We start from the raw sequence: 26,937 nt of genomic DNA on the forward strand, positions 1-26,937 counted from the left end.
ACGACGACAACCAAGGAGTACGAGACGTGTCCCCTCTCTTCCCGGCCCTCACCGGCGAAGCCCGGACCCCCGGACGCCCCGCCCTGCGCTTCGGCGACCGGTCCCTGACGTACGCGGAACTCGCGGCCGTCACCGACACCCTGGCCGAGCGCCTCCGGGGCGCCGGCCGGGTCGCCGTCTGGGCGACCCCCACGCTGGAGACCGCCGTGGCCGTGGTGGCGGCGCTGCGGGCCGGCGTACCCGCCGTACCCCTGAACCCGAAGTCCGGGGAGAAGGAACTGGGCCATATCCTCGGCGACAGCGCACCGTCCCTCGTCCTCGCCGCACCGAACGACGAACTCCCGTCCCCGCTCGGCGAGTTGTCACGCATCGATGTCGCGGTCGAGACCGAGGCGTACGCTGCAGGAGTCCGGCCCGCCCCGGCCGGGGAGCCGGTCGCCGGGGAGACGGCCGCCGAGGAGGACGCGGCCCTCGTCGTCTACACCTCCGGCACCACCGGCCCGCCCAAGGGCGCCGTCATCCCCCGCCGGGCGGTCACGACCACCCTGGACGCGCTGGCCGACGCCTGGCAGTGGACCGCCGACGACGTGCTGGTCCACGCCCTCCCCCTCTTCCACGTCCACGGCCTGATCCTGGGTGTCCTGGGCCCGCTGCGGCGCGGCGGCGCGGTCCGCCACCTCGGCAGGTTCGACACGGCCGCGGTGGCCCGGGAGCTGTCGGCCGGCGCGACGATGCTGTTCGGCGTCCCCACGATGTACCACCGCATCGCGGAGACCCTGCCAGCCGACCCGGAGCTGGCCAAGGCGCTCGGCGGCGCCCGCCTCCTCGTCTCCGGCTCGGCCGCGCTGCCGGTGCACGACCACGAACGGATCGCGGCGGCCACCGGACGCCGGGTGATCGAGCGGTACGGCATGACGGAGACCCTCATGAACACGAGCGTCCGCGCGGACGGCGAGGCCCGCGCGGGCACGGTCGGACTCCCGCTGCCGGGCGTGGAGTTGCGGCTGGTCGAGGAGGACGGCACCCCGCTCACCGCGTACGACGGCGAGTCGGTCGGCGAGATCCAGGTGCGCGGCCCCAACCTCTTCACCGAGTACCTCAACCGCCCCGACGCGACCGCCGCCGCGTTCGCCCCCGACGGCTGGTTCCGCACCGGGGACATGGCCGTCCGCGACCCCGACGGTTATGTGCGCATCGTCGGCCGCAAGGCCACCGACCTCATCAAGAGCGGCGGTTACAAGATCGGCGCGGGCGAGATCGAGAATGCCCTCCTGGAACACCCCGGGGTACGCGAAGCCGCCGTCACCGGCGAACCGGACCCCGACCTCGGCGAACGCGTCGTCGCCTGGATCGTCCCGGCCGACCCCCAGTCCCCGCCCCCGGCAGGCGAGTTGGCGACCCATGTGGCCGCCCACCTGTCCCCCCACAAGCGCCCCCGAAGGGTCCACTACCTCTCCGCCCTGCCCCGCAACGACATGGGCAAGATCATGAAGCGAGCGCTGAAGACGGATGAAGACGGATGAGTGACCGGCGCCGCTCGGCCCGCGAGGCCATCGCCTTCCTGACCGACGACTTCACCGAACTCCCCACGCCCGAACGGGACTACGCCCCCGACGGCCCGCTCGCCTGGCACGGCTACGACACCTCCCGCGCCCGCGCCGCCGAGCGCACCGGCGAGGAGGAGTCGGTGGTGTGGGGGCGGGCGGTGGTCGGCGGTACGGCGGCCGTGCTGATCTCCTTCGAGTTCGGCTTCCTCGGCGGCTCGCTCGGCGAACGGACCGGCGACCGTCTGGAGGCGGCGCACGACTACGCCCGCGCGCACCGCCTCCCGGTCGTCTCCCTGGTCGCCACCGGCGGCAGCCGTATGCAGGAGGGCATGCGCGCCCTCGCCCAACTCCAGCGCGTGGCGCGCGAGTCGGCGCTGACGGCGGCGGCCGGGTTGCCCCGGATCGCGGTGCTCCGCGACCCCACGACGGGCGGCGGCTGGGCCACGCTCGGTGCGGGCGCCGACATCGTCCTCGCCCTCCCCGACGCCCAGGTGGGTTTCGCGGGCTCCCGGGTACGCCCGCCCGACGCGGACCCGGCGGCGTACACGGCCGAGGCCCAGGTGGCGGCGGGCTCGGCGGACGCGGTCGTGCGTCCGGACGACCTCCGCGCCACGCTCACCCGCTGGCTGGCCCTCCTGACCAGCCCCTCCACGACCCCCGCGCCCCCGCCGCACGCCCTGCCGACCCCCCCGCCCCCGCCGGACACCCTCCCGGCACCGGCGCCCGGCGCCCGCACGACCGGCCACGACACACCCCGGGCCGTGCCCGCCCCGCAGCCCCCCGCACTCCACGAGGCCCCCCTCCCCGCCACCGGCTGGGAAGCCGTACGACGCGCCCGGTGCCCCCGACGCCCGCGCGCCGAGGCCTACTTGGACACCTACTTCACCCACCGCACGGCCGTCTCCGGGGACCGCGCCGGCGGCACCGACCCGGGCATGCTGTGCGGCTTCGGTGCCCACGAGGGCCGTACCGTCGCCTACGCGGCCCAGTGCGGCACCGCGACGCGCCCGGCGGGCTATCGCACCGCCGCCCGTCTGATCCGTCTCGCCGACCGCCTCGGCATCCCCGTCCTGACCCTCGTCGACACTCCCGGCGCGGCGAACGACGCCGCGGCGGAACGCGAGGGCGCGGGCCCCGCCATCGCCGACCTCTTCACCGCCGTCGCCACCGCCCGCACCCCCCTCACCACCCTCCTGATCGGCGAGGGCGGCTCCGGCGGCGCCCTGGCCCTGGCCGCCCCCGGCAACACCTGGGTCACCCCCGACAGCTACTTCTCGGTGATCGCCCCGGAACTGGCGGCCGCCATCCTCAAGCGGCCGCAGGAGCTGGTGCGGGCGACGGCGGACGAACTGCGCGTGCGCCCCCAGGACCTGGTGGAGCTGGGGGTGGTGCGAGGGGTCGTAGCACGGGAGGGAGCCGAACCCGCGACGACGCGCCCACCCGACTGACGGGCCGCCCCGGCCCACCCCCACCCGCTCACGCCCCTTCCCGGCCCGTCCTCCCGCTCCTGCCGGGCCGCGGCCGCCCGCCTGCCGTCACCCGAACCACCCGTCCAGCGGCACCCCACCCGGCCCACCCCAGCGGGCACCGCGGCGTCGGCCCGCGCACGATGCAAGGGAACCAGGGAACCGCCGACCGGCGGCGGCCCGCTCGGTCCGTGCTCTCGGGAGGATCCGCCATGACCGCGATGACCGCCAGTCTGGAGCAGCTGCGCCGCTGCCACTTCGGCGTCGACCTGGGAGCCGCGCGGACCCGCGTGTACGTGAAGGGCGCGGGCCTGGTGGTGGACCAGCCGAGCGTGGCCGCCGTGAACACCCGGACGGGCGCGCTGATCGCGGTCGGGGAGTTCGCCGAGAAGATGAGGGGCCGTACGCCCGACTACATCCGGGTGGTCCGGCCCGTCTCCGGCGGCACGGTGGTCGACATCGAGATGGCCCAGCGGATGCTGCGTCAGCTGCTGGGCGACCAGGTCCGCCGCACCCTGCGCCGCAAGCCCGTCCTGCGCGCGGCGGCCTGCACCCCGCACGACGCGGACCCGCTCGCCCAGCGCGCCACGATCGAGACCCTGGTGGGCCTCGGGGCCCGGCGCGTGGAGCTGGTCGACACGCTCATCGCGGCAGCCGTGGGCTGCGGACTGCCCGTGGAGCAGCCCGAGGCCACGATGATCATGGTCTGCGGTGCGGGGGCCACCGAGCTGGCCGTCCTCTCCCTCGGCTCGGTCGTCAGCGCCGTACGCATCCCCGTCGGCGGTGAGGCCATCGACCACGCGATCGTGCAGCACCTGCGGCTGCGTCACGAACTGACGCTGCCCAGTCAGTCCGTACGGCCGCTCCAGCTCGCCCTCTCCGGCAACGGCCTCACCCCGCACGGCCCCGCCTCCACCGAGATCCACGGCCTCGACGTGGCGACCGGGCTCGCGCGCTCCGTCCAGGTCGACACCGCGGCCGTGCGCGACGCCATCCAGACCCCGCTCACCGCCGTGGTCGACGGCATCGGCAAGGTGCTGCGCGACTGCCCGCCCGACCTGGTGGCCGACCTCGCCGACCGCGGCATCATGATGGTCGGCGGCAGTGCCCTCCTCCCCGGCTTCGACCAGATGCTCCGGCACGCCACCGGTATGCCGGTCCACATCGCCGAACGCCCCGACGTCTGCGCCGCCCTCGGCATCGGCGCCATGCTGGACGGCCGTCTCGCCCCCATCAGCCTCGACCCGGTGAGCGACTGACGGCAGGCACGCGCGACCACCGCACGGCCGCCCCGCCGCGCCACCGTGCCACCGCCACCCGGCACCCGGCACCCGGCACCCGGCACCCGGCGAACACTTCTACGGCATCCCGCCGGCATTCCTACGAGCCGCAGCACGCGGAGCGCGCGAGGGCGGTCGGTGCCACGGCGGTCGCCCGGCGGTCGCCCCCGTGAGCCCGTGACGCCCCACCGAACGCCCGTACGCGTCGTTCTCGCGGACGTCGTCCGACGCTAGGGTTACTCGGAGGAACGCGGCCACGGAGGTGAGCGCTCGGATGCCAGGCCACGTGACCCGGATCGGTATCACCGGACACCGCGAGATCCCGGAGGCCGCCCTCCCCGCCGTCCGCTCGGGCCTCCGGGCGGAGTTGGGGGGCCGCCCGGCCACCACCCGGGCGCTCAGCAGCCTCGCCGCCGGCGCCGACCAGCTCTTCGCGGAGATCGCCCTGGAGAGCGGCCTGCAGCTGACCGCCGTGATCCCCGGCATGGACTACGAGGCCCACCTCGGCGACGACGAGGTCAGGGCCGCCTACCGCCGGCTCCTGAAGTGCTGCGGCGAACGCGTGGAACTGCCGCGCGAACGCACCCACGAGGAGGCGTACCACGCGGCCGGCCGCTACATCGTCGACCACGCCGACCGCCTGATCGCCGTCTGGGACGGCGACCCGCCCCGCGGCCTCGGCGGGACGGCCGACATCGTCGACTACGCCCGCCTCACGTGCGTCCCGGTGACGGTGCTGTGGAGCCCGGGCGTACGCCGCGCCTGACGTCCCGTCTCCCGTCCCGCCTCGCCACCCGTACGCCGTCTCGCCGTCTCGCCGTGGCGGTCAGGACCCGAACCGCACCAGCCAGTCCGTGTGCTGGGGCGAGACGACCCGCTCCGCCTCCGCGACCGCGTCGGCCCAGCCGTCCTCACCGACCGTGGTGCTCATGGCGACGCGCAGGGTGTCCAGGTCCTGTTCGACGAGCTTGTGCGCGTACGTCAGCGGCCGGTGCCGCCGGACCTCCTGCCAGGCGACTCCCGCCGCGGCCGCGGCGCTCAGCACCCCGGTGGGGTCCCAGCGGCCGTCGATCGCCCCCATGGCCCGCAACACGGCGGTGACCAGCGCCAGCAGCGTCAGAAAGGTCGTCATGCCCGACCAGCGCACGGACGAGCGATGCGCCTCCCCTGCGCTGTTGCCGTACCAGGAGAGCTGTTCCAGGACGCGGTCGCGGAGATAGATGTCGCGCCGGGCCGCGAACGGCTTGGCGCGGACCGCGCGCATCATCGGCGTGATCTGCCCGAGTCCGAGTTCGGTGACGGCCTCCCGGGGGTCGTCCCACCCGACCTTGCGCAGCTCGCTGAGCCGTTCCTCCAGCCGCTCCGCGAACAGCGCCTCGGGGTTGACGAGCCGTGAGTGGAACGGGCCGCCATGCACCATGAACTGCCAGGCCAGCGACTTGACCACCTCGGCCGCCGCCCGATGCGCCTGCCACTGCACCCGGGCACGCCGACGGGACGCGTAGACCCCGATCCCCATCGTCAGGGCGTACAGCACGGCCGCGACGGCCGACGGCACCCGGCTGCCCACCCGCTCGGCCAGGGAAGCGGTCGCGGTGGCGAGCAGCAGCACGACCAGCTGCGTACGGACGACCTTGAAGGACTCCCCCTGATGGGTCACCGCCTTCTCATCGCACACGTGGAACAACGGGGACAGATCTCGATCACTCACCGTGGTGCTGGGGCCGGGCGTCGCAGCCATGCACACCTCGTACGGATGCCGAAGTCGACGGAACGGTCATGCTCTCGTCAATTTTGAATTCGCGCCAGGCCGCCTCCCTCTCATATCGCGCAGCGAACACCTGGCGGCGCATGATAGAAACGCGCACGTCTGTAGTCTGTCGTCCCCCCTCATGTCCGAGCCTCGACCAAAAGGATCTCGTCAGCAAGGGACCGATGACAGCGTCCCTTTTTCGAACTGGAGCGACGAGATGAACCTTTCCCTCACGAAGACGACACGTGGATCGGACACCACCCGGTCGGCCCACAGGAGGCTCGCCCCGCTCGCGACGGTCGCCGCACACGAGCCCCGCACCCAGCGTTCCACCGGACGGGTGACGGACGCTCGCGACCTGGGCCTCGCCAGGCAGGGCTTCACCTCCAGCATCTGACACGGGTCGGCCGGGGCCTCAACCTCCTTGTTGATCAAGGAAGTTGGGCCCCGTCGTCATGTCTTCCCCGGATGGCGTGAGGGCTTACACTGCCGAAGTGAGGGACCCCGCGATCCAGCAACTGGTACTCAAGATCCACAGTCGGTGCGACCTGGCGTGCGACCACTGTTACGTGTATGAGGCCTCCGACCAGTCGTGGCGCTCGCGGCCGACCGTCATCTCCGAGGAAACCGTCGCCCAAGTGGCCCGACGCCTCACCGAGTACGTGCTGGCGAGAAATCTGGATTCCGTCACCGTCATTCTGCACGGCGGTGAACCGCTCCTTGCCGGCCCGGCCCGGCTCCGCCGAATCTGCGCGGAACTCACCCGCGCCCTCGCCCCGGTCACCGCCCTCGATCTGCGTATTCACACCAACGCCGTGCGGTTGAACAGAGATCACTTGCAGATCTTCGACGAATTCCGGGTAAAGGTGGGGGTCTCGCTCGACGGCGACCGTGTCGCCAACGACCGCCACCGGCTCGACCGCCGGGGCCGCAGCAGCTACGACCGGGTCCTGCGAGCGATCGAACTCCTCCGCCTCCCCGAACACCGGCATCTGTACCAGGGCCTTCTGTGCACGGTGGACGTGGCCAACGACCCGGTCGCCGTGCACGACGCGCTGACCTCGCTCGATCCGCCCCGGATCGACTACCTGCTCCCCCACTCCACCTGGGACTTCCCGCCCCCCGGCCAGGAACCCGGCGGACCGCCGACGCCCTACGCCGACTGGCTCCTGAGGGTCTTCGACCGGTGGGAGGAACAGGGGCGCCCCATGCCGGTACGCACCTTCGAGTCGGTGCTCAGCACGCTGCGCGGCGGCCCCAGCCTCACCGAGGCACTGGGGCTCGCGCCGTCCGACCTGGCGGTGATCGAGACCGACGGCACCTTCGAGCAGGCGGACTCGCTCAAGACGGCGTACGAGGGTGCGCCCGCGACCGGCTACGACGTCTTCCGGCACGGTTTCGCGGAGTTCGCCGAGCATCCCGGCGTCCGGGCCCGCCAGCTGGGCATCGCGGGCATCAGCGACACCTGCCGCCGCTGCCCGGTCGTGGAGTCCTGCGGCGGCGGCCTCTACGCCCACCGCTACAGCGAGGAGAAAGGCTTCGACAACCCGTCGGTGTTCTGCGCCGACCTGCGGGGCCTGGTGGAGGGCATCGCGGAGCGGATCACCGACCACGCGCTCCACCCGGCGGTCACCGACGCCGAGGAACTGCGGCTGGCGCAACTGCGGTTGGACCGGGACCTGCTGGCCCGGGTCAACGCGCGGCTGGCGGGCGACCCCGACTGGGACGCGGCCTGGCGGGTGCTGGTCCGGCTGGACGCCGACGGCGCCACCGCCGCGCACCTCAACACCGTCCTCGCCCACCCGTATCTGCGCACCGTGCTGCGCCGCTCCCTGGACGGCCCCGCGGACCTCCCCCGACTGCTGGCGGCGGTCATGGCGGCCGCCGTGTCGGCGGGAGCGGAGGCCACCCTCGCCTGGCGGCAGCCCGGCCCGGACCTCCACCTGCCGACCCTCGGGACCGTGCGGCTGTCGGGCCCCGGGCGGGTCGAGTGCGTGAGCACGGCGAACGGTCTCCAGGTGCACGGCACGGGGGACGACGGAAGCGAACTCACCGCCGAATGGCGGCCGTCGGAGACGGTGGGACTCCTCGACGGACCGGCGCTGCTCCTCGACGACGCCGATCCCTCCCGCGACCGCTTCGAGGCGCCGGTCGCGGATCCCCTGACCCCGAGCGACCTGGCCCTCTTCGTGAAGCGGCTGCAGGCGGCCCATGAGGCGCTGGACTCGCGGGAGCCCGGCTGGCGCAAGGCCGCCGACGCGCTCGTCGTGACCACGATCACCCCGCTGGTCCCGGGCTCCGGACTACGGCTCGGCGCCCACGCGTTCGGCGCGCTCGGTGTGGCCGTCGACTTCGAGGCGGACGCGTTCGTGACGGAACTGCCGCTCCTGGGGCGCAGATCCAGGCTCGCGGCCCTGCGGGAGGTCACGGATCTGTGCGTGCCGGGCAGTGAGGCCGGGCGGTTGCTCGACGAGGCGAGTGAGTGCGTGGGAGGGCTCGCCTCGGCCCCTCACGACACCGCCGCGTCGCTGCGCCGACGGGCGGAGGACGCCCTGGACAGGCTCGTCTCCACCTCCTCGGGCCGTCGCCTCACGGCGAGTGGGCTTCACCTGGTCGACGAGTTGCGTGCGGAACTGGCGGTGGTGCATGGCTGACGCGACTCGGCCGCGCGACGCGCTCGCCGGCATCGGGGTCCGGCCCGGTGGTGTCCTCATGGTCCACTCCTCGTTGCGCGGCACCGGATGGAGCCCCACCGAGGTACGCAACGCCCTGCTGGACACACTCGGCCCCGACGGGACACTCGTCGTACCCGCCTTCACCCCGGAGAACTCCGACACCTCCCCCGCCCATCACCGCCGTACCGAGGGGATGACCGACCGGGAGAAGGCCGAGTTCCGCGCGTCGATGCCCCCGTTCGAACCGAACGCCACCCCCTGTCCCACCATGGGCGCGCTCGCCGAGTGTGTGCGGACCACTCCCGGGGCGGTGCGCAGCGCGCATCCACAGACCTCGTTCGCCGCGATCGGACGCCGCGCCGAGGAGCTTCTCGCCGGCCACGACCCGTACTGTCACCTCGGTGAGCGGTCCCCGTTGGCGGCGCTGTACGAGGCCGGCGCGCAGGTGCTGCTGCTGCGGGTCGGGTTCGAGGTGTGCACCGCCTTCCATCTCGCCGAGTACCGGATGACCCCGCCACCGCCCACCCGCACATATCGCTGTGTGGTGGAGGACAAGGGCAATTGGATCGAGTACCCGGATCTCTCCTTGTTCGACGGCGACTTCGCGGCGATCGGCGCTCGGCTACCGCACGCTTTGTTCACGGAAAGGGAGTTCGCGGGAAAACCGACGTTTCTGTTCGAGATACGCGATGCTGTCGACACGGCACGGCATCTGATGTCCGGATATCGCTCTGAAATGACGTGAAACGAGCCATGTGCCCGGGGGTTGATCGGGCACATTGTTGGTTCCGGCTGGAGGGCGCCTGGGCGGGGGCACGAGGCATCGAAAGGCGGGGGCGTGTGGACACATCTGCGCGGGGGCGGGCTCCGGACAATCGGCCGTACTTCTTTCTCAGTTACGCGCACACACCGCCTTCGGGGCCCGACAGCGGCGATCCCGACCACTGGGTGCACCTGCTCTACAAGGATCTGTGCGCGGACGTCCTGGCCCTCACCGCTCATCCGCGGGGGACGCCCGCGGGATTCCTGGACCGGGAGATGCGGTCCGGGGAGGGCTGGCCCGACCGGCTCAGTGAGAACCTCGCGCACTGCCGGGTGTTCGTCCCGCTGTACTCACCCCGCTATTTCTCCAGCGACAACTGCGGCCGCGAGTGGTTCGCCTTCGACGAGCGCATACGCGAGGCCCGCAACGCGGGACTCGGTGACATCCCGGCCATCGTCCCGGCCCTGTGGACGAGCATGGATCTCGAAAACCTCCCCGAGTCCGTGCGACAGATCCAGGTCGAGCGCTCCCAGTACGGGGAGCGCTACTCGTCGTACGGGATCTACGGGCTGATCAAACTCAAACGGCTGCGGGACGAGTACGAGGAGATCGTGTTCGGTCTCGCCCAGCGGATCGTGCAGGTCGCCGAGAACACCCCGCTGCCGTCGAGCCGGCCCCGGCCCTACGAGTCCACGCACAGCGCGTTCCGGCCGCACGGCGAGGGGCCACGCCGTATCCACCTCACCGTGGCCGCGCCCAGCCGGAGTTCGGTCCCGGAAGGCCGTGACGCCATCCCCTACGGCGAGGACGCCACGGAGTGGAACCCGTACCACAGCGAGTCGCGGCGACCGCTGTCGGCGCTCGCCGAGGAACTGATCCGGTCCCTCGACTACCGGATCACCGTGTCGGACTTCGATCTCCCGGACCCCGGCACCGACGGTCTCACCCCGGCCGACATCGAGGCCGACGGCACCGGGCAGCCGCTCGAACCCCATCCGGGCATCCTGCTGCTCGACCGCTGGGCTCTGCTCGACCGGGACCGGCGCCACCGGCTCAAGACGTTCGACTCGGCCGCGCACCCGTGGGTCGGTGTGATCGTCCCCTGGAACCGCCTCGACCTCCAGTGCCGCGGTGAACAGGGCGAGCGGCTGAAGGAGGAGCTGGAGGACACCCTGCCGGTGATCCTGGAGCGGGGGCGCCGCGCCAAGTGCTGGGCGGCGGTCAACGGCGTACCGACGCTGAAGCAGTTCACCGAGATTCTGCCGGTGGTCGTGGCCCAGGCGACCCGGCAGTTCCTCAAACACGCGAAGGCCCACCCGCCCCCCGGCCCGGTCACCCCGAGGCCCCGGCTGAGTCTCGCCGATCCGACCTACCCCGATGCGGATTCCGACCACGGAGGAGAAGCATGACGGCCCGTAAGGACGGACGCATCATCACCTTCTACTCGTACAAGGGCGGTACGGGCCGCACGATGGCCCTGGCCAACGCGGCCTGGATCCTGGCCGCCAACGGCAAGCGGGTCCTGGCCGTCGACTGGGACCTGGAGGCACCGGGCCTGGACCGCTTCTTCCAGCCGTTCCTCGATCCGAGCGTCCTCGCGTCCACCACCGGCGTCCTCGACATGATCACCGAGTACTGCTGGGCCGCGACCACCGGAGGCCCGCGCAGCGGACCCTGGCACCGGGACTACGCCCGGGTCGAGCAGCACGCCGTGTCCCTCGGCCCCGAGCGGCTCGGACTGTCCTTCCCCGAGGGCGGCTCGCTCGACTTCCTCTCGGCCGGCCGGCGGAACCGGGAGTACTCGGCGACCGTGTCGTCGTTCGAGTGGGACAACTTCTACGAGCGGCTGGGCGGCGGTCAGTTCCTGGACGCGCTGCGCGAGGACATGAAGGGGTCCTACGACTACGTCCTCATCGACAGCCGCACCGGTCTGTCGGACAGCGCGGACATCTGCACCATCCAGATGCCCGACGTGCTCGTCGACTGCTTCACGCTCAGCGGTCAGTCCCTGGACGGGGCCGCCGCCGTGGCCCGCAGCGTCGAGGGCGGCCAGCACAAACGGCGGATCAGGGTGCTGCCGGTGCTGATGCGCATCGACGAGGGCGAGAAGCGGAAGGTCGACGCGGGCCGGGCCCTGGCACGGCTGCGGTTCGAGGGGCTGCCCAGGGGCCTCGACGGCGAGGAGCTCGGCGCCGAGCAACAGGACGCCTACTGGGGCGCGATGGAGATTCCGTACGTCCCGTTCTACGCCTACGAGGAGACGCTCGCGACCGTCGGCGACAAGAGCAACATCGCCAACTCCCTGCTGTCCGCCTTCGAAAGGCTGACGAAGGTGATCTCCGACGGCGAGGTCACCGCGCTGCCGCCGATCCCCGAACCGGTGCGGCAGCGCTGTCTGGAGGCGTTCACCCGACGGCAGCCGATGACGGACATCCTCATCGTGTACGCGGCGGAGAACCGGATGTGGGCGGACTGGGTGGAGGCCGTCCTCCGGCAGGCCGGGTGCAACGTCACCCTGCACGACGTGTCCACCGGCCCCCCGGAGCGCCTGGACACCGCCACGCGCGCCCTGCTGCTGGTGTCCCACGCCTTCCAGAAGTCCCGGCACGCCCAGTCGGTCTGGCGCTCGCTGGCCGACACCGCCCTGGCGATGCCCCGCGCCGCCACGGTGCCGCTGCGCGTGGACGAGGTCCGATTCCCCGACGCCTACGTCGACCACGAGCCGGTGGACCTCTACCGGTTCGACGCCGGCCAGTGCGTCTCCGCCCTGCTCGGCGCGCTGAAGCTGCCGGAGCGGCCCGACGACCTCGTGGTCGTGGAACCCCGCTTCCCGGGCAGCGCGCCGACCGTGTGGAACGCGCCGCAGCGCAACACCACCTTCACCGGCCGCAGCCGCATCCTGGACGAGCTGCGTGAACAGCTGCGGGGCGGGGTGTCGGCCGTGGGGAGCCAGCCCAAGACCCTGTTCGGTCTCGGTGGCGTCGGCAAGACCCAGGTCGCGCTGGAGTACGTGCACCGGTTCATGGCCGACTACGACCTCGTGTGGTGGATCTCCGCCGAGCACGGTGACGGCGTCACCTCCGCCCTCGCCGAACTCGGCGCGCGGATCCACGCGCCCGGCGGCGACGACATGACACTGGTCAGCCAGGAGACCGTACGGATGCTCTCCGAGGGGGTGCCGACCAAGCGCTGGATCCTGGTCTTCGACAACGCCGACAACCCCGAGGAGCTGACCAGGTTCTTTCCGCAGGGCGGCGGCGGTCACCTCCTCGTCACCTCCCGCAACCAGACCTGGGAGCAACGGGGCACCTCGCTGCCCGTCGACGTCTTCCCCCGGCACGAGAGCGTCGAGCACCTGTCGCGGCGCGCCCCCGGACTGAGCGCCGACGAGGCGGACCGGGTGGCGGAGGCGGTCGGCGATCTGCCGCTGGCGGTGGAGCAGGCCGCCGCCTGGCTCGCCGAGACGGCCACTCCCATCGAGGAGTACCTGCGCCAGCTGAACGAGCAGACCACCGGTGTCCTCGACCTCAACCAGCCCGCCGACTACCCGCAGACGGTGGCGGCGACCTGGAACATCTCCATCACCCGGCTGCGGGAACGCTCGCCCGCCTCGGTGCGGCTGCTGCAGCTGTGCGCCTTCATGGCCCCCGAACCGATCTCCTCGCACCTGCTGTACAGCCGGGAGATGCTCGACGAGCTGAAGAAGGTCGACCCGAGTCTGCAGGAGAGCCTGATGCTGGGCCGGGTCATCCGGGAGATCGGCCGCTTCGCCCTCGCCAAGGTCGACCAGGCCAGCACCAGCATCCAGGTCCACCGTCTGGTGCAGGCCGTGATCCGCTCCCGGCTCACCGAGGAGGAGCAGCGGCAGGCCCGGCACGTGGTCCACACGATGCTCGTCGGTGCCCGTCCGCCCGGGGACGAACCCATCGACGATGCCGAGACCTGGCCCCGCTTCGCCATCATCTGGCCGCATCTGAACGCCTCCGAGCTGCGCGACTGCCACGAGGTCGAACCCCGTCGGCTGCTCATCGACCGGGTCCGCTACCTGTGGAAGCGCGGCGACTTCCCCGGGGCGCGCAGACTCGCCGAGGACCTGCTGGCGTACTGGAAGGAGACGCTCGGCGAGGACGACATGCAGTACATGTACCTGCACGGCCAGCTCGCCAACGTGCTGCGCACACAGGGGCGCTTCGTGGAGGCACGCGACATCGACGAGGAGGTGCGCGAGCGGCAGCTGAGGGTGCTGGGCCCCACCCATCCCCACACCTACGTCACCACCTCCAGCCTCGCCAGCGACCTCGCCGCCCTCGGCGAATACACCAAGGCGGTGAAGCTGGCCCGCGAGGCCCACCAGGGGTTCAGCCAGATCTTCCACGAGTCGCACGGCCGGACGCTCAACGCCGCGAACAACCTCGCGCTCGCGCTGCGCATGGTCGGTCACTACGACGAGGCCCGCGACGTCGACCAGGACACCTACACCCGTCGCCGGGAGGTTCTCGGGCCCGACCATCCCTACACGCTGATCTCGGCGCAGGGGCTCGGCCGCGATCTGCGCGAGGTCGGCCGCTACACCGACTCGGTGGCGGTCCTGTCCGAGGCGTACGAGATCCACAAGCGGATCCTCGGCAAGGACTTCCCCGGCACGCTCAGCTGCGCCAAGTCGCTCGCGGTGTCGCTGAGGCGGGCGGGCCAGTTCGTGGACGCGCATCGGCTGACCCGGGCGACACTCACCCAGTACCGGACCCAGTACACGAGGGACAAGTACCCGGAGCCGATCCCCGACTCGCTCGCCTGCGAGCTGAACCTGGCGGCCGACCTGTACGCCGCCGACGAGCCGGACCGGGCGCGCGAGACGGTCCGCAGCGTGCTGGAGCACTATGTGCAGGTGCCGGGCAGGGAACACCCCTACACGCAGGCCGCGCTCAACAACCTCGGCATCTATCTGTGGGCCTGCGGGGACGCCGAGGAGGCCGAGGAGGTGTTCCAGCAGGTCACGGAGCGCATGGCGGCGGGACTCGGCGAGGAGCACCCCCACACCCTCTTCGCCCGCGCGAACCACGCCAACGTACTGGCGGAGAAGGGCCGTCCGGAGGAGGCCTGGGCCCTGGAGGAGCCGGCCCGCAACGTCCTGAAATCCCTCCTCGGCCCCCAGCACCCCGAGACCCTCGCCGTCGTCAGCAACTCCGCGTTGACACTGCGTGCCCTGGGCCGTGAGGAGGAGGCCCAGCGCCTGCGCGAGGCGACCCTCGCGGAGCTGCGCCGGCTCGGCCAGAAGCTGGGCGAGGGCAACGGGATCACGCGTCTGGTGGGTCAGCGGCGGCGGGTGTACCGGGACCTGGAGCCGCTGGCCGTGTGAGGGGGCGCGCCTCTTCGCGTCACGGCGGACCGCGCGAGCGGCCCGTTCACGCCGCCGCCGGCTCCGTGGCGGTGAGGAGCCAGCTCAGGACGCCCGGCAGGGCCCGGATCGCGGCGAAGTGGGCGGCGGCGGGTTCGTAGACGGTGACCGCGCCGGGGATGCGGTCGGCGAGCCAGGAGGAGTGGGCGGAGGGGGTGAAGACGTCCTTTCCGGCGTGCCAGAGCAGGACGGGGACCCGGATCCCCGCCGGGTCGAAACCCCAGGGGCCGGTCAGCGCGAGCGCGTCGTCGATCCAGCCGTAGGGCGAGGTCCGCAGCGCCTCGTGGTAGTTGCGCAGCAGCATCGACCGGATGCCGTTGTCCGAGACGATGGCCCGGTCCTCGTCGGTGAGGTCGCCGCGCAGTTCGTCGAGCAGCCGGGCGGGGTCGGACCGGATGGCGGCCGACCGGGGAATGAGCTGGGCGACGAAGCCCCGGGGGTCGGTGAGCACCGAGCGGAACTCACGGACGTTGTGCGGGGCCATGCCGGCGAACCAGTCGAGTCCCTCCGCGTCCTGCGGCGCGAGCGTCACGAGTGCGGCGGCCCTGGTCACCCGGTGGGGCAGCAGAGCGGCACAGGCCAGCGCGTGCGGTGCCCCGCCGGACCGGCCCACGACGGCGAAGCGGTCCAGCCCCAGCGCGTCGGCGACCACTTCGACGTCCCCCACGACATCCGCGACCCGTCGTCCCGGTCGCCGGTCCGAACCTCCGTACCCGGGGCGGTCGTAGCTGATCAGTCGGGCGCCGCGGTGGTAGAGGAAGATGGACCGTGGTCTCGGTCCCACCCTGCTCCCGGGCATGCCGTGCAACAGGAACACCGGCCGTCCGCCCGGATCCCCCGCGCACTCGACCCGCAACCGACGCCCGTCGGCCGTCCGGACGTGGTCCGGCGTCCGTACGAGGTCATGCACAGCGTCCCCCTCCCTCGGTCCGCAGACCGGGACCACGCTGCCCGAACATTTCCCGCGCGCCTACCCCGCGAAACGAATACGCAGGTCAAATGGGGCCTGAGCAGGGCCCAAGCAGGGCCTGAGCAGCAGAATCTGATGAAGCGTCAGTACACGTCTTGACTTCACCACCCCTGCCCGTCAGATTCGAGGCTCCGCACACCGCCCGGCGCGAACGGGACCGTCGCCGCCGGGGCGGCAGCACGGCCACCGTCCCTTCGTGAGGCTGGAGCGTCCGGCATGTCCAAGAGCGCGGATCCTGAGAGACGTACGGGGGCGGAGGCCGGCCCCAGTCGGCGGCGGGTGCTCGGTACGGCCGCGGGGGCGGGAGCCGCCGTGGCGGCCGGTGGGGTCGTGGGGAGTCCGGCCGCGGCCGCCGCCCCGCCGGTCCTCGGCACCTACGACGTGGTCGTCGTCGGCTCCGGCGCGGCCGGGATGACCGCCGCGCTCACGGCGGCGAAGCAGGGGCTGAGTTGTGTCGTCGTGGAGAAGGCGCCGACGTTCGGGGGGTCGGCGGCGCGGTCGGGGGCAGGGATCTGGCTGCCCAACAACAGCGTGATCAAGGCGGCGGGGGTGCCGGACACACCCGCCAAGGCGGCGCAGTACCTCGCGGCCGTGGTCGGTGACGAGGTGCCCGCCGACCGGCAGAAGGCCTTCCTCGACCACGGGCCCGCCATGCTGTCGTTCGTCATGGCCAACAGCCCGCTGAGGTTCCGGTGGATGGAGGGGTACAGCGACTACTACCCGGAGCTGCCGGGCGGGCTGCCGAACGGGCGGTCCGTCGAACCGGACCAGTTCGACGGGAACCTGCTGGGCGAGGAGCTGGCCCGGCTCAACCCCGCCTATCTGGCGACGCCGGCCGGGATGGTGGTGTTCAGCGCCGACTACAAGTGGCTCGCGCTGACCACCGTGAGCGCGAAGGGGCTGGCCGTCGCGACCGAGTGCCTGGCCCGGGGGACGAAGGCCGCGCTGCTCGGGCAGAAGCCGCTCACCATGGGCCAGGCGCTCGCGGGCGGGCTGCGGGCCGGACTGCTCGGCGCCGGTGTGCCGGTGTGGCTGAACACCCCGCTGACGGACCTGTACATGGAGAACGGGGCCGTGGCGGGGGCGGTCGTGACCAGGAACGGCTCCACCGGCCTGGTCCGCGCCCGCAAGGGTGTCGTCGTCGGCTCCGGCGGCTTCGAGCACAACGCGGCCATGCGGGCGCAGTACCAGGAGCAGCCGGTCGGGACGCGGTGGACGGTGGGGGCGAAGGAGAACACCGGGGACGGGATCCGGGCGGGTCAGCGGGCCGGTGCCGATCTCGCGCTGATGGACGACGCCTGGTGGGGGCCCGCGATCGACACCCCGGGGCAGGCCTGGTTCTGTCTCGCCGAACGCACCCTGCCCGGTGGGCTGTTGGTCAACGGGGCCGGTGCGCGGTTCGTCAACGAGGCGGGGCCGTACAGCGACGTCGTCCACACGATGTACGAGAAGGACACGTCGTCCGCCTCGCACATCCCGGCCTGGCTGATCGTCGACCAGAACTACCGCAACCGGTACCTGTTCAAGGACATCGTGCCGACCTTCCCGTTCCCGGACGAGTGGTACGACGCCGGGGCCGCCCACAAGGCGTGGACGATCGACGCGCTGGCCGGTGCGATCGGTGTCCCCGCCGCCGCCCTGCGTTCCACCGTCGACCGCTTCAACTCCCTTGCCCGGCAGGGGGACGACACGGACTTCGGGCGGGGCGACAGCGCGTACGACCACTACTACACGGACCCGTCCGTGCACCCCAACTCCTGCCTGGCGCCCTTGTGGCTGCCGCCCTACTACGCCCTGCGCATCGTCCCGGGCGACCTCGGCACCAAGGGCGGCCTCCTCACCGACGCCCGCGCCCGCGTCCTGCGCCCGGACGGCACGGTGATCGCCGGTCTGTACGCGGCGGGCAACGCCAGCGCCGCCGTGATGGGCCGCAGTTACGCGGGCGCCGGGTCGACGATCGGGCCCGCGATGACGTTCGGCTACGTGGCCGCAATGGACATCGCGGGGAAGCTCTAGGGGCGCGCTAGGGGGTGTCGTCCGCCACCGTCTCCCGGAGCCGGAGGTCGATGTACGGGATCGTGTCCCCGTCCAGCAGGTAGCGCTCGGTCTCGACGAAACCGTGGCCGAGCGCGAACCGCAGGCCGTCCTCGTTGGACGCGAGGACACAGGTCTCGATCACCCGGGCGTCCAGCTCCCGCGCCCGCCGCACCGCCCGCTCGTACAAGCGCTCGCCGAATCCGCGCCCGCGGTGTTCGGCGAGCACGCGCGCGATGACCATGGCCGTCGCCGTGTCCGGGCCGGGAGGGCGGACCGTGGAGTTGCCCACGACAACGCCGTCGGCGTACGCGAGTTCCAGGTCGTTGCGCGCGGCCCGCTGCCGGACGTCGTCGAGCGAGAGCTGATGCGGGGGGATGATCGTGTTGTGGACGTACCGCCAGGCTTCGAGGTCCTCGTCGCTCGCGGTGGCGTCCAGGCGCCTGATGTCGAGATCGGTCATGGGGGCAGCCTAGGCAGGGTCCGCGCCGGGCCCGTCGTCGAGGAGGGCGTACGCCCGTACCGGGAACGTGCCCATGCCCTCGACGGCCGGGGGCGCGGCGTGGAACCGGAAGCCCCGCGGGGGCAGTCGGTCCAGGCCCCGCAGGTGTTCCACCACGGGGATGCCGGCGGCGAGCAGGCCGGTGTGGGCGGGGCGGGTGCCGTCGTCGGTGTCGTCGATGTTGAGGGAGTCGATGCCGACGAGGGCGGCGCCCCGCTCGACGAGCAGTGCGACGGCGCCGGCGGTGAGGTAGGGGTGGCCGTGCCCGTACCGGTCCGTGCCCCAGTGCCGGTCCCAGCCGGTGTGGATCAGCACGGCCCGCCCCGAGACGTCGTACGGCAGCAGCGCCTCCCGGTCCACGGCCCGGCTCCCGGTGTCCTGGACGCGTACGACGACGCCGTCGAGGTCGGTGAAGCTGTCGATCGGCAGCGCGGCGAGGTCGTGTCCGGCGCCGAAGCGGTGGAAGGGGCTGTCGAGGTAGGTGCCGGTGTTGGACACCATCGAGATACGGCCGATGGCGAACTCGGTGCCGGGCGCGTAGACCTCCCGTGAGGCGTGCCGGGTGAGGTGCTCGCCGATCTCGGGGCCGGGGAGCCCGGGGTAGGTGGTCATGCCGTGCCGGATGGTGTGGCTCAGGTCGACGATCCGGCGGGCGCCCTCCCCCCGTACGGGCTCGCGCGGCACGCCGGCGGTGTCCGTCACGCCCCGCGACCCCTTGTGCGGCTCCCGCACCGCTTCCCGGCTCCTGATGTGCACCTTGTCGACCATGAGCAGTCCGAGGTGGCGGACGAACAGCTCGGCCAGTTCGCCGTCACCGATCTCCGCGTCCGCCACGTCCAGCAGGAAACCCCGGGTCTCCAGCCCGCCGCCGTTGCCGAAGACCACCTCGGCGTCGAACCGGATCCGCCACTGCCCGCCGGCCCCGCTCCGGTCACCGTCGCCGTGCCGTACGGCGCTTCCGCCCTGGTCATCGCTGTGCTCGCTCATGCCCTGATCCTCCCTGCAGTACCACTTCACCACAAGCAAGATTTACTGAAGCGGCACTACAGTGCGGCTTATGGAACTGGATCCTCGCCGGCTGCGCGTCCTGCGTGCGGTGGCGTTGCGCGGTGGGGTGGTGGACGCGGCGAAGGTGCTGCATCTGACGCCCTCGGCCGTGTCGCAGCATCTGGCGCGGCTGGAGCGGGAGGTGGGGCAGCCGCTGGTGGACCGTTCGCGGCGCCGGGCGGGGCTGACCCCGGCGGGGCGGTTGCTGGCGGCGCGGGCCGAGCGCATCGAGCGGGAACTGGCCGAGGCCCGCCGGGAGCTGGCCGAGCTGACCGGCCGTTCGACGGGGCCGGTGACGGTCGCCGCGTTCTCCTCCGCGGTGTGCCATCTGCTCGTCCCCGCCCTCGGCGCCCTCGCCCGCACCCATCCGGGGCTGGAACCGCGGGTGGTGGAGGCGGAGGGCGCCGAGGCCCTGCGCGATCTGCGCACCGGAGGGCTGGACCTGCTGGTCGTCGAGTACGACGGCGACGATCCCGACCCGGACGAGCAGTGGCGCGACCTGGCGTCCGCGCCGGTCGCCGACGACGCGTACCGGGTGATCACTCCCGCCGACTGGTCGCCGCCGCCCCGTTCGGTCAGTGATCTGGCCGGGCGCCCCTGGGTCACCGCCCCGCCCGGAACCGCCTGCGGTCGCGCCCTGGCCCGTATCTCCGCCCAGTACGCCTTCACCCCGCGCCGCGCGCACACCGCCCTGGAGTTCCCGACGGCCCTCGCCTTGGTCCGGGCGGGCCTCGGCGCGGCCGTCGTCCCCACGCTCGCCCTGACCGACGCCCCGCCGCAGACCGTGGCCCTCCCGACGGTCCCGGTCGCCGGTCATCGCCGCATCGCGGCGGTCTGGCCGGCCTCGCCGTCCGGCCCGCAGCCCCGGACGTCGGCCCTGGTCGAGGCGCTCCGGCTCGCCGCGGTGCGACTGGGGCTGCCGGCCGCGCCCTGACCGGGCGCGGCCGGCAGGCAGGCCGCTCTACCGCACGGCTTCGGCGTGCTCCGGCGCGCGCTTCTCGCCCGTCGCCGCCTCGGCCTCCTGCTCGGCCTTCCCGCCGAACGCGCGGCGGCCCGGCAGGACCGCGAGGACGATCACCGTGCCGACGGCCATGATGATCCCGCCGACGAGGCTGGTCTGGGCGACGCCGTGGGCGAAGGCCTGGTGGACGGCGTCCACGATCGCCTGGGCCTGCCGGGGACCGGCGGAGGGGTCCTGGGCGACGCGCTCGGCGACGGCCAGTCCGCCGCCCACCGAGTCCTGCGCGGTCTCCATCGCGGCCACCGGCAGCCGGTTGCCGACCAGGTCGGTCAGCTCGTCCCGGTAGGCCGTGCCGAGCAGCGAGCCCAGCACCGCGATGCCCAGCGCGCCGCCCAGCTCCAGCGCGGTGTCGTTGGCGCCGCCGCCGACACCCAGCTCGGACTCGGGGAAGGAGTCCATGATCGTGTCGGTGGCCGGCGAGACGCTCAGCCCGATCGCGAAGCCGAGCATCATCATCGGCGCCAGGAAGTCGACGTACGTCGAGCCCTCGTCGATCCGGGTGAGCAGGAACACGCCCGCCGTGCCGACGACCATGCCGGTCACGACCATGGCCTTCACGCCCAGCTTCGGTGTGAGCTTCCCGGTCACCACGGCGCCGAGGAAGACCGCGCCGGCCAGGGGCAGCAGCCGTACACCCGTGTCCAGGGCGTCGTAGCCGAGGACGAACTGCAGGAACTGGGTGGAGTAGTAGATCGCGCCGAACGTGCCGAAGAAGAAGAACAGCACCGCGAGCATCGAGCCGCTGAAGGGCCGCAGCGCGAACCTGCGGACGTCCAGCATCGGGTGCGGGTGGCGCAGCTCCCAGGCGACGAAGGCGACCAGACCGGCACCGGCGACCACGGCCGCGGTGACGGGGCCGGCGCCCCAGCCGAAGTGCGGGCCCTCGATGGCCGCGTACACCAGGGAGCCGACGGAGACGATCGACAGCAGACCGCCGACGTAGTCGATCCGGCCCATGCCCTCCGCCTTCGACGGCGGCACCAGGGCGAGCGCGCCGACGACGGCGGCCACGGCGATGGGCACGTTGATCAGGAAGGTCGAGCCCCAGGCGTGGTCCTCCAGCAGCCAGCCGGCGACCAGCGGGCCGACGGCGATCGCCAGGCCGGAGGTGGCGGTCCAGGCGGTGATGGCCTTGACCCGCTCGCTCCGGGGGAAGGTCGCGACCAGCAGCGACAGGGTGGCCGGCATCACGACCGCGGCCCCGACGCCCATGATCGCGCGGGCCGCGACGACCAGCGCGGTCTCATCGACCAGGCTGCCCATCACCGAACCGCCCGCGAAGATCACCAGACCGGTGACCAGCGCCCCGCGACGGCTGTACTTGTCGCCGATCGAGCCCAGGACCAGCATCAGGGCCGCGTACGGGACGGTGTAGCCGTCCACGACCCACTGCAGGTCACTGCTGCTCAGGCCCAGGTCGGTGGTCATGTCGGGGGCGGCCACGATCAGTGACGTGTTCGCCATCACCACGATCAGCAGGCTCAGGCACAGCACGAGCAGCGCCCACCAGCGCCGTGCGTACGGCCCGGTCGTCTTCTCCACGGGGGTGGTCGCGAGGAAGGGCATCGAAAGCTCCTAGGGGGACGGGGAGGACGGGCGGCATCACTTAATTGCCCATCGATGTGCAGGTTAGTTTATTGCCCACCAGTGTGCAACTATCGAGGTGCCCCCCTCCCCGTCCCCTCCGAGGTGCCGTGTGACCGCCCGGCCCGCCCAGCCATCGCGCCCGACGCCCCTCCCGGCACGGCGCCGTGACGCACGCGCCACCCGCGCCCGGATCCTGGAGGCGGCCCGGCGGGAGCTGACCCGGGACCCCGGCAGCCGTCTCGAAGACATCGCCCGGGCCGCCGGTGTCGCCCGGCGCACCGTCCACGCCCACTTCCCGGGCCGCGCCGCGCTGGTCGAGGGGCTGGCGGCGGAGGCCGCGGAGGCGCTCCGGCTCGCGGTCCTGGGCATCCCGGCCACGACCGGGGACGCAGCGGCCGACCTGGCACGGCTCGTCCTCGCCGTGTGGCCGATCGGCGACCGGTTCCGCTCTCTCGTCCGGCCGGTCCGCCAGGGGCTCGGCGCCGACCGCGTCGACGAACTGCTGGCCCCGTTGCGTGACTCGGTCACCCGTGTCCTCGCCGAGGGTCAGCGGCAGGGCACCTTCCCGACCACTCTCCCGCCCGGTCCGCTCGGCCGGGCCGTCGAGGCCCAGCTGCTCACCCTGCTCGACTGCGTCGACCGCGGCGTGTGGTCCGACGACGGCACGGGCGCCGCCGTCGCCGCCCTGGTCGCCGTCGGGGTCGCGCCCGACACCGCCGCCGCGAAGGCCGGCGGTCCGACGGCATGCGGGTGACCGGGGCGCCGCGGACGAAACCCGGTCGCCCCTGCCGAAAACTCCTGACGGGCACTCACATCCGGGCGAACGGCGGCCGCGTCAGGCCTCCTGGGACGAGATGGGGCAGGGCAGGGCTCGCGGCCTCAGGCGTCCTCGACCGGGACCGGGCCGACGAACGTCTGTGCCGCGACCTCCTCGACCACCGCGCTCGCCCGCTTCTCGGGGACGCCGGCCGCGATGAGGGTGGCGGTGGCGATCAGGCGCCCGTCGTCCTCCAGCGCGCCGGTGTTGACGGCCTCCAGGAGGGCGACGTGCATCGCCTCCAGGCCGGCGCTCTGCACGGCGGGTGGCAGGTGGGAGTGGAAGACCCCGTCCCGTTGCCCCCGCTCCAGAATGGTCGCGGCGGCCGCACGGGCCGGTGCCAGCACCTCGGCGACGCGCTCGGAGCCGAGGTCCCGCCGGGCCAGCGCCAGCAGCATGCGGTAGCGGTCCCCCACCGGCCACAGGGAGAACACGAACTGCGCGAGCGCCCGCTCCGCCGGTTCCGTCGGATCCGGTCCGGCCGCCACCGTGGTCCGCAGTGTCTCGGCGGCCTCCTCGGCGAGGGCCTCCAGCAACGCCGCCCGCCCCGGGAAGTGACCGAAGAGGGTGCGCCGCACGACCCCGGCGGCCCGCGCCAGTTCCTCCAGCGTGATGTCGGGGTCGCGGCCCAGCTCCTCACGGGCCGTGGCCAGGATGCGCGCCCGGTTGGACCGCGAATTACGGCGCAGCGGCTCGCGGGCCACGGGCTTGGTCACGGGACAACCTCGGAGGATCGGATCGGATCGGTTCGGGGCGGGGCGGGGACGTCGTACGGCCACCCAGTTTGTCACGAGGGGTCCGGGTGGGGCCCCGCACCGGCCGTCAGGGCGTCTTGATGAGCGTGTGGATCGCCCGGCCGAACTCGTCGGGGTCGGCGTCGTCGCCCATGGCCAGGCGCAGGGTGTATCCGGTGAGGAGGGCCAGGAGCACGTTCGCCGCGCCGGTGGCGTGCGGGTCGTCGGAGAGTCCGTGCCCGGTGCGTTCGTCGCGGATGAGGTCGGCGGCCTTCGCGTGGGCGGTGGCCAGATGGCGGCGGACCTGTTCCGCCAGGCCCGGGGAGACCGCCGCCTCGCCCCAGATCTGCGCCATGAGCCGCGCGTGCTCCCGCCCGTCGCCGGTGGCGTGGACGCGCTCCGGCGACGCGGACAGGTCCGGCGAGGTGACGTGGTCCAGCGCCCGGTGGATGGTGTCCTCACACACCGCCCGCACGAGATGGTCCTTGCTCGGGAAGTAGCTGTAGATCGCCCCGCTGGACAGCCGGGACCGCGCGACGATGTCGCCGGTGGAGGCCCGCACGAACCCCTTCTCGGCGAACACGGAGCGGGCGGCGTCCAGGATCTGCCGGCGACGGGCGTTTCGATGGGCCTCGGTGACCTTCGGCATGGGGCGGGCGGCCTTTCGTCGTCGTGGACGCGTGGGTTCTTCGCTGATCACGAGGCGCTCGGGTCCGGGGCCTCCTACGGCCCCGGACCCGAGTCGCGCCGCCCGGCCGCTAACCGTCAGGCGACGGGTGCGGAGGTCTTGTCCGGAGCCTCCGGAGCCGGAGCGGGGGCGGGGGCGGAATCGGGGGCGGGGGCGGGGGAGTGTTCCATCCGGTCGAGGCGGAGAGCGCGGTGCAGGGCGCGCAGGGGGGACGGGGCCCACCAGTTGGCGGCGCCGAGGAGGGCCATGAGGGAGGGGACGAGGAAGGCGCGGACCACGGTCGCGTCGATGAGGACGGCGAACGCCGCGCCCAGGCCCAGTTCCTGGATGAACACCAGCCGGGACATCGCCAGCGCGCCCACCGGCACACAGAACAGGACGGCCGCCGAGGTCACGATCCCGCCGGTGCGGGACAGCCCCTGGGCCACCGCCTCACGGTTGTCCAGGCCCTGCGCCCGGGCCTCCTTGATCCGGCTCAGCAGGAAGACGTTGTAGTCCGTGGAGAGTCCGAAGGCGAGCGCGAAGACCAGGACGGGCGTGGTGGCCTCCAGCCCGGTCTGCGCGGAGAATCCGAGATTGCCGTCCTGGAACACCCACACCAGGAAGCCGAACGCGGCGCCGGTGGACAGCAGGTTCATCAGCAGGGCCTTCAGCGGCAGCACCACCGAGCCGGAGAAGGCGAAGAGCAGCAGCAGGGTGACTCCGACCAGGATGCCGCCGGCCAGGGGCAGGCTGTCGGCGATGCTCTGACGCTGCGCCAGGAAGTCCGCCGTCCGGCCGGTGTGGCGGGCGGGGTACGGGGCGGCCAGGTCCTGGACGGCGTCGACGGCGTCCAGGGACGTGTCGGACAGGGGGTCCTCGGCGAGGACGGCGTCGATCTCCCAGTGGCGGTCGTCCAGTTCGACGGGGGTGCCCACCGCTTCGACGCCGGGTACGGCGCCGATCCGCTCCGTGTAGTCGCCGAGCCGGGAGGTGTCCGGGGCGCCGCCGGTCTCCAGGACGATCTGCAGGGGTGAGGTGGCCCGGGAGTCGTACTCCTCGTCGAGCACCGCGGCCACCTTGCCCGCGCTGGTCTCCTCGGGCAGGAGCGTGGGGTCCACGCCGGTGAAGCGGACGCCCAGCAGCGGCGAGGCGATCACCAGCAGCACCGCCGTGGCCAGCAGCGCGAACACCGCCGGGCGGCGCATCACGGTCTGCGCCAGGCGGTACCAGCGTCCTTCGGTGGCCCGCGCGGCACCGGCCGTACGCTGCCAGCCGCGCGGGGCGAGGGAGTTGACCCGCCTGCCCAGGACGGCCAGCAGCGGGGGCAGCCCGAGAAGGGCGAACAGCGCGGCGGACACCACGGTGATGACGCCGGCCAGGCCCATGGACCGCAGATAGGGCTGCGGGAACGCGGTCAGCGCGGCGAGTGCCGCGGCCACCGTGAGGGCGCTGAACAGTACGGTGCGGCCCGCGGTGGCGACGGTGCGCAGCACCGCCTCCGCGCCCGGTCCCCGCTCCGCCAGTTCCTCGCGGTAGCGGGAGACGAGCAGCAGGCCGAAGTCGATGGACAGGCCGAGCCCCAGGGCGAAGGCGAGGCTCATGGCGCCGGTGGAGACGTTCGTGAACTCGGTGGCGACGCGCAGGCCCGCCATGGTGAGCAGCAGCGAGACGATGCCGCCCAGCAGGGGGATCAGGGCGGCGACCAGACCCCGGAAGACCACGAAGAGGACCACCACGATCACCGGGGTGGCGAGGAGTTCGGCCTGGGTCAGATCGGTGTCCGAGACCTCGGCGACCTGGACGTGGCCGGGAGTGGCGCCGCCGAGCCAGGTGCGGCCGCGCAGGGCGGGATCGTCCTCGACGGCCTTCTGCAGCTCCGCCTCGGCCCGTACGCTCTCGGCGTCCGTCAGGGACCCCACGGAGCCCACGACCACGGTGCTGTGCCCGTCACGGGCGATGAGCGCGGCGCCGTCGGGGGAGGTGTAGTCCACGACCGACTCGACCTCGGGGCGGGAGCGCAGCAGCGCCACGGCGGCGGTGACCGCCTTCGGCGGGGCGGTGGTCGCCTCGACCCGCTCGTCGGTGCGTACCAGCAGGACGTGGCCCTGCTGGGGGTCGCTGCCCGTGGCCCGTTCGATGATCTCGCGGGCCGCGACGTTGGCGCCGCCCGGGTCGTCGTAGTCCGAGAGGCCGTTGGAGAGTTTCTCCGCCACGGTGCCGCCGTAGACCGTGGCCAGGGCGGTGACCAGGAGGGACAGGAGGAGTACGGCGATCCTTCGCCGGTGAAGGGCCGAGCCCAGAGCGGAGAACATGTTTCCTTCCTTCTTCCTCCCGCCTGCGGGCCGTGATCCGCAGGGCCGTGGAGGATGCGCTGGCTGCCCGGGACGGGCTGGTGGGGGGCACGCGGGCGGGCGCGGTGTCCGCATCGGCCGGGACGCTCCCGCCGACCGTCACGCGCGACGGCCAGCATCGGGCACGGCGCTGTATTCCCACTGAAGCCCGGGCGCCGGCCTCGTGGGCCACGTGCGGCGGCCCTGTGGCCAGGTGCGGCGGCCCTGTGGGCCAGGTGCGGCAGCCCCGTGGGCCAGGTGCGGCAGCCCCGTGGGCCAGGTGCGGCAGCCCCGTGGGCCAGGTGCGGCAGCCCCGTGGGCCAGGTGCGGCAGCCCCGTGGGCCCG

20 protein-coding genes are annotated in these 26,937 nt (G+C 72.8%); 12 read left to right on the plus strand and 8 right to left on the minus strand.

The window, feature by feature from the left end; genetic code table 11:
* The first annotated feature begins 26 nt into the window (after positions 1-26).
* From ACWCRJ_RS22950 to ACWCRJ_RS22965, 4 genes are all read left to right on the plus strand, one after another.
* The gene (locus ACWCRJ_RS22950) at positions 27-1,523 is read left to right on the plus strand and encodes an acyl-CoA synthetase (RefSeq protein WP_450941014.1); all 1,497 of its coding nucleotides are present in this window, start codon (positions 27-29) and stop codon (positions 1,521-1,523) included.
* A complete protein-coding gene (locus ACWCRJ_RS22955; protein ID WP_450941015.1) occupies positions 1,520-2,995 on the plus strand; it encodes a carboxyl transferase domain-containing protein in 1,476 nt (491 codons plus the stop codon). Before ACWCRJ_RS22950 ends, ACWCRJ_RS22955 begins: the two co-directional genes overlap by 4 nt.
* A 239-nt stretch (positions 2,996-3,234) precedes the next feature.
* Positions 3,235-4,272 carry a rod shape-determining protein gene (locus ACWCRJ_RS22960; RefSeq protein WP_450941044.1) on the plus strand — a complete coding sequence of 346 codons (1,038 nt, stop codon included), beginning with the start codon at positions 3,235-3,237 and terminating at the stop codon, positions 4,270-4,272.
* Positions 4,273-4,567: 295 nt separating this feature from the next.
* Positions 4,568-5,059, plus strand: a complete 492-nt coding sequence (locus tag ACWCRJ_RS22965; protein WP_450941016.1) for a hypothetical protein — start codon at positions 4,568-4,570, stop codon at positions 5,057-5,059.
* 60 nt (positions 5,060-5,119) lie between these two features.
* Here the strand turns inward: ACWCRJ_RS22965 and ACWCRJ_RS22970 are convergent, their stop codons facing one another.
* Positions 5,120-6,034 carry a DUF4231 domain-containing protein gene (locus ACWCRJ_RS22970; RefSeq protein ID WP_450941017.1) on the minus strand — a complete coding sequence of 305 codons (915 nt, stop codon included), beginning with the start codon at positions 6,032-6,034 and terminating at the stop codon, positions 5,120-5,122.
* 229 nt (positions 6,035-6,263) lie between these two features.
* Between ACWCRJ_RS22970 and ACWCRJ_RS22975 the strand changes: the two genes are divergently transcribed.
* The 5 genes from ACWCRJ_RS22975 (at position 6,264) to fxsT (ending at position 14,840) form a co-directional block, all read left to right on the plus strand.
* Positions 6,264-6,443, plus strand: coding sequence for a hypothetical protein (locus tag ACWCRJ_RS22975; RefSeq protein ID WP_450941018.1), 180 nt, complete (start codon positions 6,264-6,266; stop codon positions 6,441-6,443).
* A gap of 97 nt (positions 6,444-6,540) precedes the next feature.
* Positions 6,541-8,700 carry a radical SAM/SPASM protein FxsBH, inactivated beta-hydroxylase extension form gene (gene fxsBH, locus ACWCRJ_RS22980; protein ID WP_450941019.1) on the plus strand — a complete coding sequence of 720 codons (2,160 nt, stop codon included), beginning with the start codon at positions 6,541-6,543 and terminating at the stop codon, positions 8,698-8,700.
* Positions 8,693-9,466 (plus strand): AAC(3) family N-acetyltransferase, encoded by a 774-nt coding sequence (locus ACWCRJ_RS22985; RefSeq protein ID WP_450941020.1) that lies wholly within the window; start codon positions 8,693-8,695, stop codon positions 9,464-9,466. The genes fxsBH and ACWCRJ_RS22985 overlap by 8 nt, the downstream gene beginning before the upstream one ends.
* Positions 9,467-9,561: 95 nt before the next feature.
* Positions 9,562-10,893, plus strand: coding sequence for a TIR-like protein FxsC (locus tag ACWCRJ_RS22990; RefSeq protein WP_450941021.1), 1,332 nt, complete (start codon positions 9,562-9,564; stop codon positions 10,891-10,893).
* Positions 10,890-14,840, plus strand: coding sequence for an FxSxx-COOH system tetratricopeptide repeat protein (fxsT, locus tag ACWCRJ_RS22995; RefSeq protein WP_450941022.1), 3,951 nt, complete (start codon positions 10,890-10,892; stop codon positions 14,838-14,840). Before ACWCRJ_RS22990 ends, fxsT begins: the two co-directional genes overlap by 4 nt.
* 46 nt (positions 14,841-14,886) lie before the next feature.
* Here the strand turns inward: fxsT and ACWCRJ_RS23000 are convergent, their stop codons facing one another.
* The gene (locus ACWCRJ_RS23000) at positions 14,887-15,789 is read right to left on the minus strand and encodes an alpha/beta fold hydrolase (protein WP_450941023.1); all 903 of its coding nucleotides are present in this window, start codon (positions 15,787-15,789) and stop codon (positions 14,887-14,889) included.
* Between the two features lie 276 nt (positions 15,790-16,065).
* On the opposite strand from ACWCRJ_RS23000, the gene kstD reads away from it, so the two are divergent.
* On the plus strand, positions 16,066-17,865 hold the full coding sequence (kstD, locus tag ACWCRJ_RS23005; RefSeq protein ID WP_450941024.1) for a 3-oxosteroid 1-dehydrogenase: 1,800 nt from the start codon (positions 16,066-16,068) through the stop codon (positions 17,863-17,865).
* A 7-nt stretch (positions 17,866-17,872) separates the two neighbouring features.
* Here kstD and ACWCRJ_RS23010 read toward each other — a convergent pair whose 3' ends face one another.
* On the minus strand, positions 17,873-18,346 hold the full coding sequence (locus ACWCRJ_RS23010; RefSeq protein WP_450941025.1) for an N-acetyltransferase family protein: 474 nt from the start codon (positions 18,344-18,346) through the stop codon (positions 17,873-17,875).
* A gap of 9 nt (positions 18,347-18,355) precedes the next feature.
* On the minus strand, positions 18,356-19,372 hold the full coding sequence (locus tag ACWCRJ_RS23015; RefSeq protein ID WP_450941026.1) for a cyclase family protein: 1,017 nt from the start codon (positions 19,370-19,372) through the stop codon (positions 18,356-18,358).
* A gap of 70 nt (positions 19,373-19,442) precedes the next feature.
* Here ACWCRJ_RS23015 and ACWCRJ_RS23020 point away from each other — a divergent pair, with 70 nt between their 5' ends.
* Positions 19,443-20,366 (plus strand): LysR family transcriptional regulator, encoded by a 924-nt coding sequence (locus ACWCRJ_RS23020; RefSeq protein WP_450941027.1) that lies wholly within the window; start codon positions 19,443-19,445, stop codon positions 20,364-20,366.
* A 27-nt stretch (positions 20,367-20,393) separates the two neighbouring features.
* Here the strand turns inward: ACWCRJ_RS23020 and ACWCRJ_RS23025 are convergent, their stop codons facing one another.
* Positions 20,394-22,019 (minus strand): MFS transporter, encoded by a 1,626-nt coding sequence (locus tag ACWCRJ_RS23025; RefSeq protein ID WP_450941028.1) that lies wholly within the window; start codon positions 22,017-22,019, stop codon positions 20,394-20,396.
* 130 nt (positions 22,020-22,149) lie between these two features.
* Between ACWCRJ_RS23025 and ACWCRJ_RS23030 the strand changes: the two genes are divergently transcribed.
* Positions 22,150-22,794: a TetR/AcrR family transcriptional regulator gene (locus ACWCRJ_RS23030; RefSeq protein ID WP_450941029.1), complete on the plus strand. Its 645-nt coding sequence runs from the start codon at positions 22,150-22,152 to the stop codon at positions 22,792-22,794.
* Positions 22,795-22,919: 125 nt separating this feature from the next.
* Here the strand turns inward: ACWCRJ_RS23030 and ACWCRJ_RS23035 are convergent, their stop codons facing one another.
* The 3 genes from ACWCRJ_RS23035 to ACWCRJ_RS23045 form a co-directional block, all read right to left on the minus strand.
* Positions 22,920-23,573: a TetR/AcrR family transcriptional regulator gene (locus ACWCRJ_RS23035; protein ID WP_450941030.1), complete on the minus strand. Its 654-nt coding sequence runs from the start codon at positions 23,571-23,573 to the stop codon at positions 22,920-22,922.
* Between the two features lie 106 nt (positions 23,574-23,679).
* Positions 23,680-24,240 carry a TetR/AcrR family transcriptional regulator gene (locus ACWCRJ_RS23040; protein ID WP_450941031.1) on the minus strand — a complete coding sequence of 187 codons (561 nt, stop codon included), beginning with the start codon at positions 24,238-24,240 and terminating at the stop codon, positions 23,680-23,682.
* A gap of 116 nt (positions 24,241-24,356) precedes the next feature.
* The gene (locus ACWCRJ_RS23045) at positions 24,357-26,573 is read right to left on the minus strand and encodes an MMPL family transporter (RefSeq protein WP_450941032.1); all 2,217 of its coding nucleotides are present in this window, start codon (positions 26,571-26,573) and stop codon (positions 24,357-24,359) included.
* Positions 26,574-26,937 lie beyond the last annotated feature (364 nt).

Source organism: Streptomyces sp. NPDC002324 (genome assembly GCF_053593335.1).

What these genes read in the sequence shown, in the direction of transcription:
- ACWCRJ_RS22955 (WP_450941015.1), top strand. Translation starts at nt 1,520, where the DNA reads ATGAGTGACCGGCGCCGCTCGGCCCGCGAGGCCATCGCCTTCCTGACC.
- ACWCRJ_RS22960 (WP_450941044.1), top strand. Translation starts at nt 3,235, where the DNA reads ATGACCGCCAGTCTGGAGCAGCTGCGCCGCTGCCACTTCGGCGTCGAC.
- ACWCRJ_RS22965 (WP_450941016.1), top strand. Translation starts at nt 4,568, where the DNA reads ATGCCAGGCCACGTGACCCGGATCGGTATCACCGGACACCGCGAGATC.
- ACWCRJ_RS22970 (WP_450941017.1), bottom strand. Translation starts at nt 6,034, where the DNA reads ATGGCTGCGACGCCCGGCCCCAGCACCACGGTGAGTGATCGAGATCTG.
- ACWCRJ_RS22975 (WP_450941018.1), top strand. Translation starts at nt 6,264, where the DNA reads ATGAACCTTTCCCTCACGAAGACGACACGTGGATCGGACACCACCCGG.
- ACWCRJ_RS22985 (WP_450941020.1), top strand. Translation starts at nt 8,693, where the DNA reads ATGGCTGACGCGACTCGGCCGCGCGACGCGCTCGCCGGCATCGGGGTC.
- fxsT (WP_450941022.1), top strand. Translation starts at nt 10,890, where the DNA reads ATGACGGCCCGTAAGGACGGACGCATCATCACCTTCTACTCGTACAAG.
- kstD (WP_450941024.1), top strand. Translation starts at nt 16,066, where the DNA reads ATGTCCAAGAGCGCGGATCCTGAGAGACGTACGGGGGCGGAGGCCGGC.
- ACWCRJ_RS23010 (WP_450941025.1), bottom strand. Translation starts at nt 18,346, where the DNA reads ATGACCGATCTCGACATCAGGCGCCTGGACGCCACCGCGAGCGACGAG.
- ACWCRJ_RS23015 (WP_450941026.1), bottom strand. Translation starts at nt 19,372, where the DNA reads ATGAGCGAGCACAGCGATGACCAGGGCGGAAGCGCCGTACGGCACGGC.
- ACWCRJ_RS23020 (WP_450941027.1), top strand. Translation starts at nt 19,443, where the DNA reads ATGGAACTGGATCCTCGCCGGCTGCGCGTCCTGCGTGCGGTGGCGTTG.
- ACWCRJ_RS23025 (WP_450941028.1), bottom strand. Translation starts at nt 22,019, where the DNA reads ATGCCCTTCCTCGCGACCACCCCCGTGGAGAAGACGACCGGGCCGTAC.
- ACWCRJ_RS23040 (WP_450941031.1), bottom strand. Translation starts at nt 24,240, where the DNA reads ATGCCGAAGGTCACCGAGGCCCATCGAAACGCCCGTCGCCGGCAGATC.
- ACWCRJ_RS23045 (WP_450941032.1), bottom strand. Translation starts at nt 26,573, where the DNA reads ATGTTCTCCGCTCTGGGCTCGGCCCTTCACCGGCGAAGGATCGCCGTA.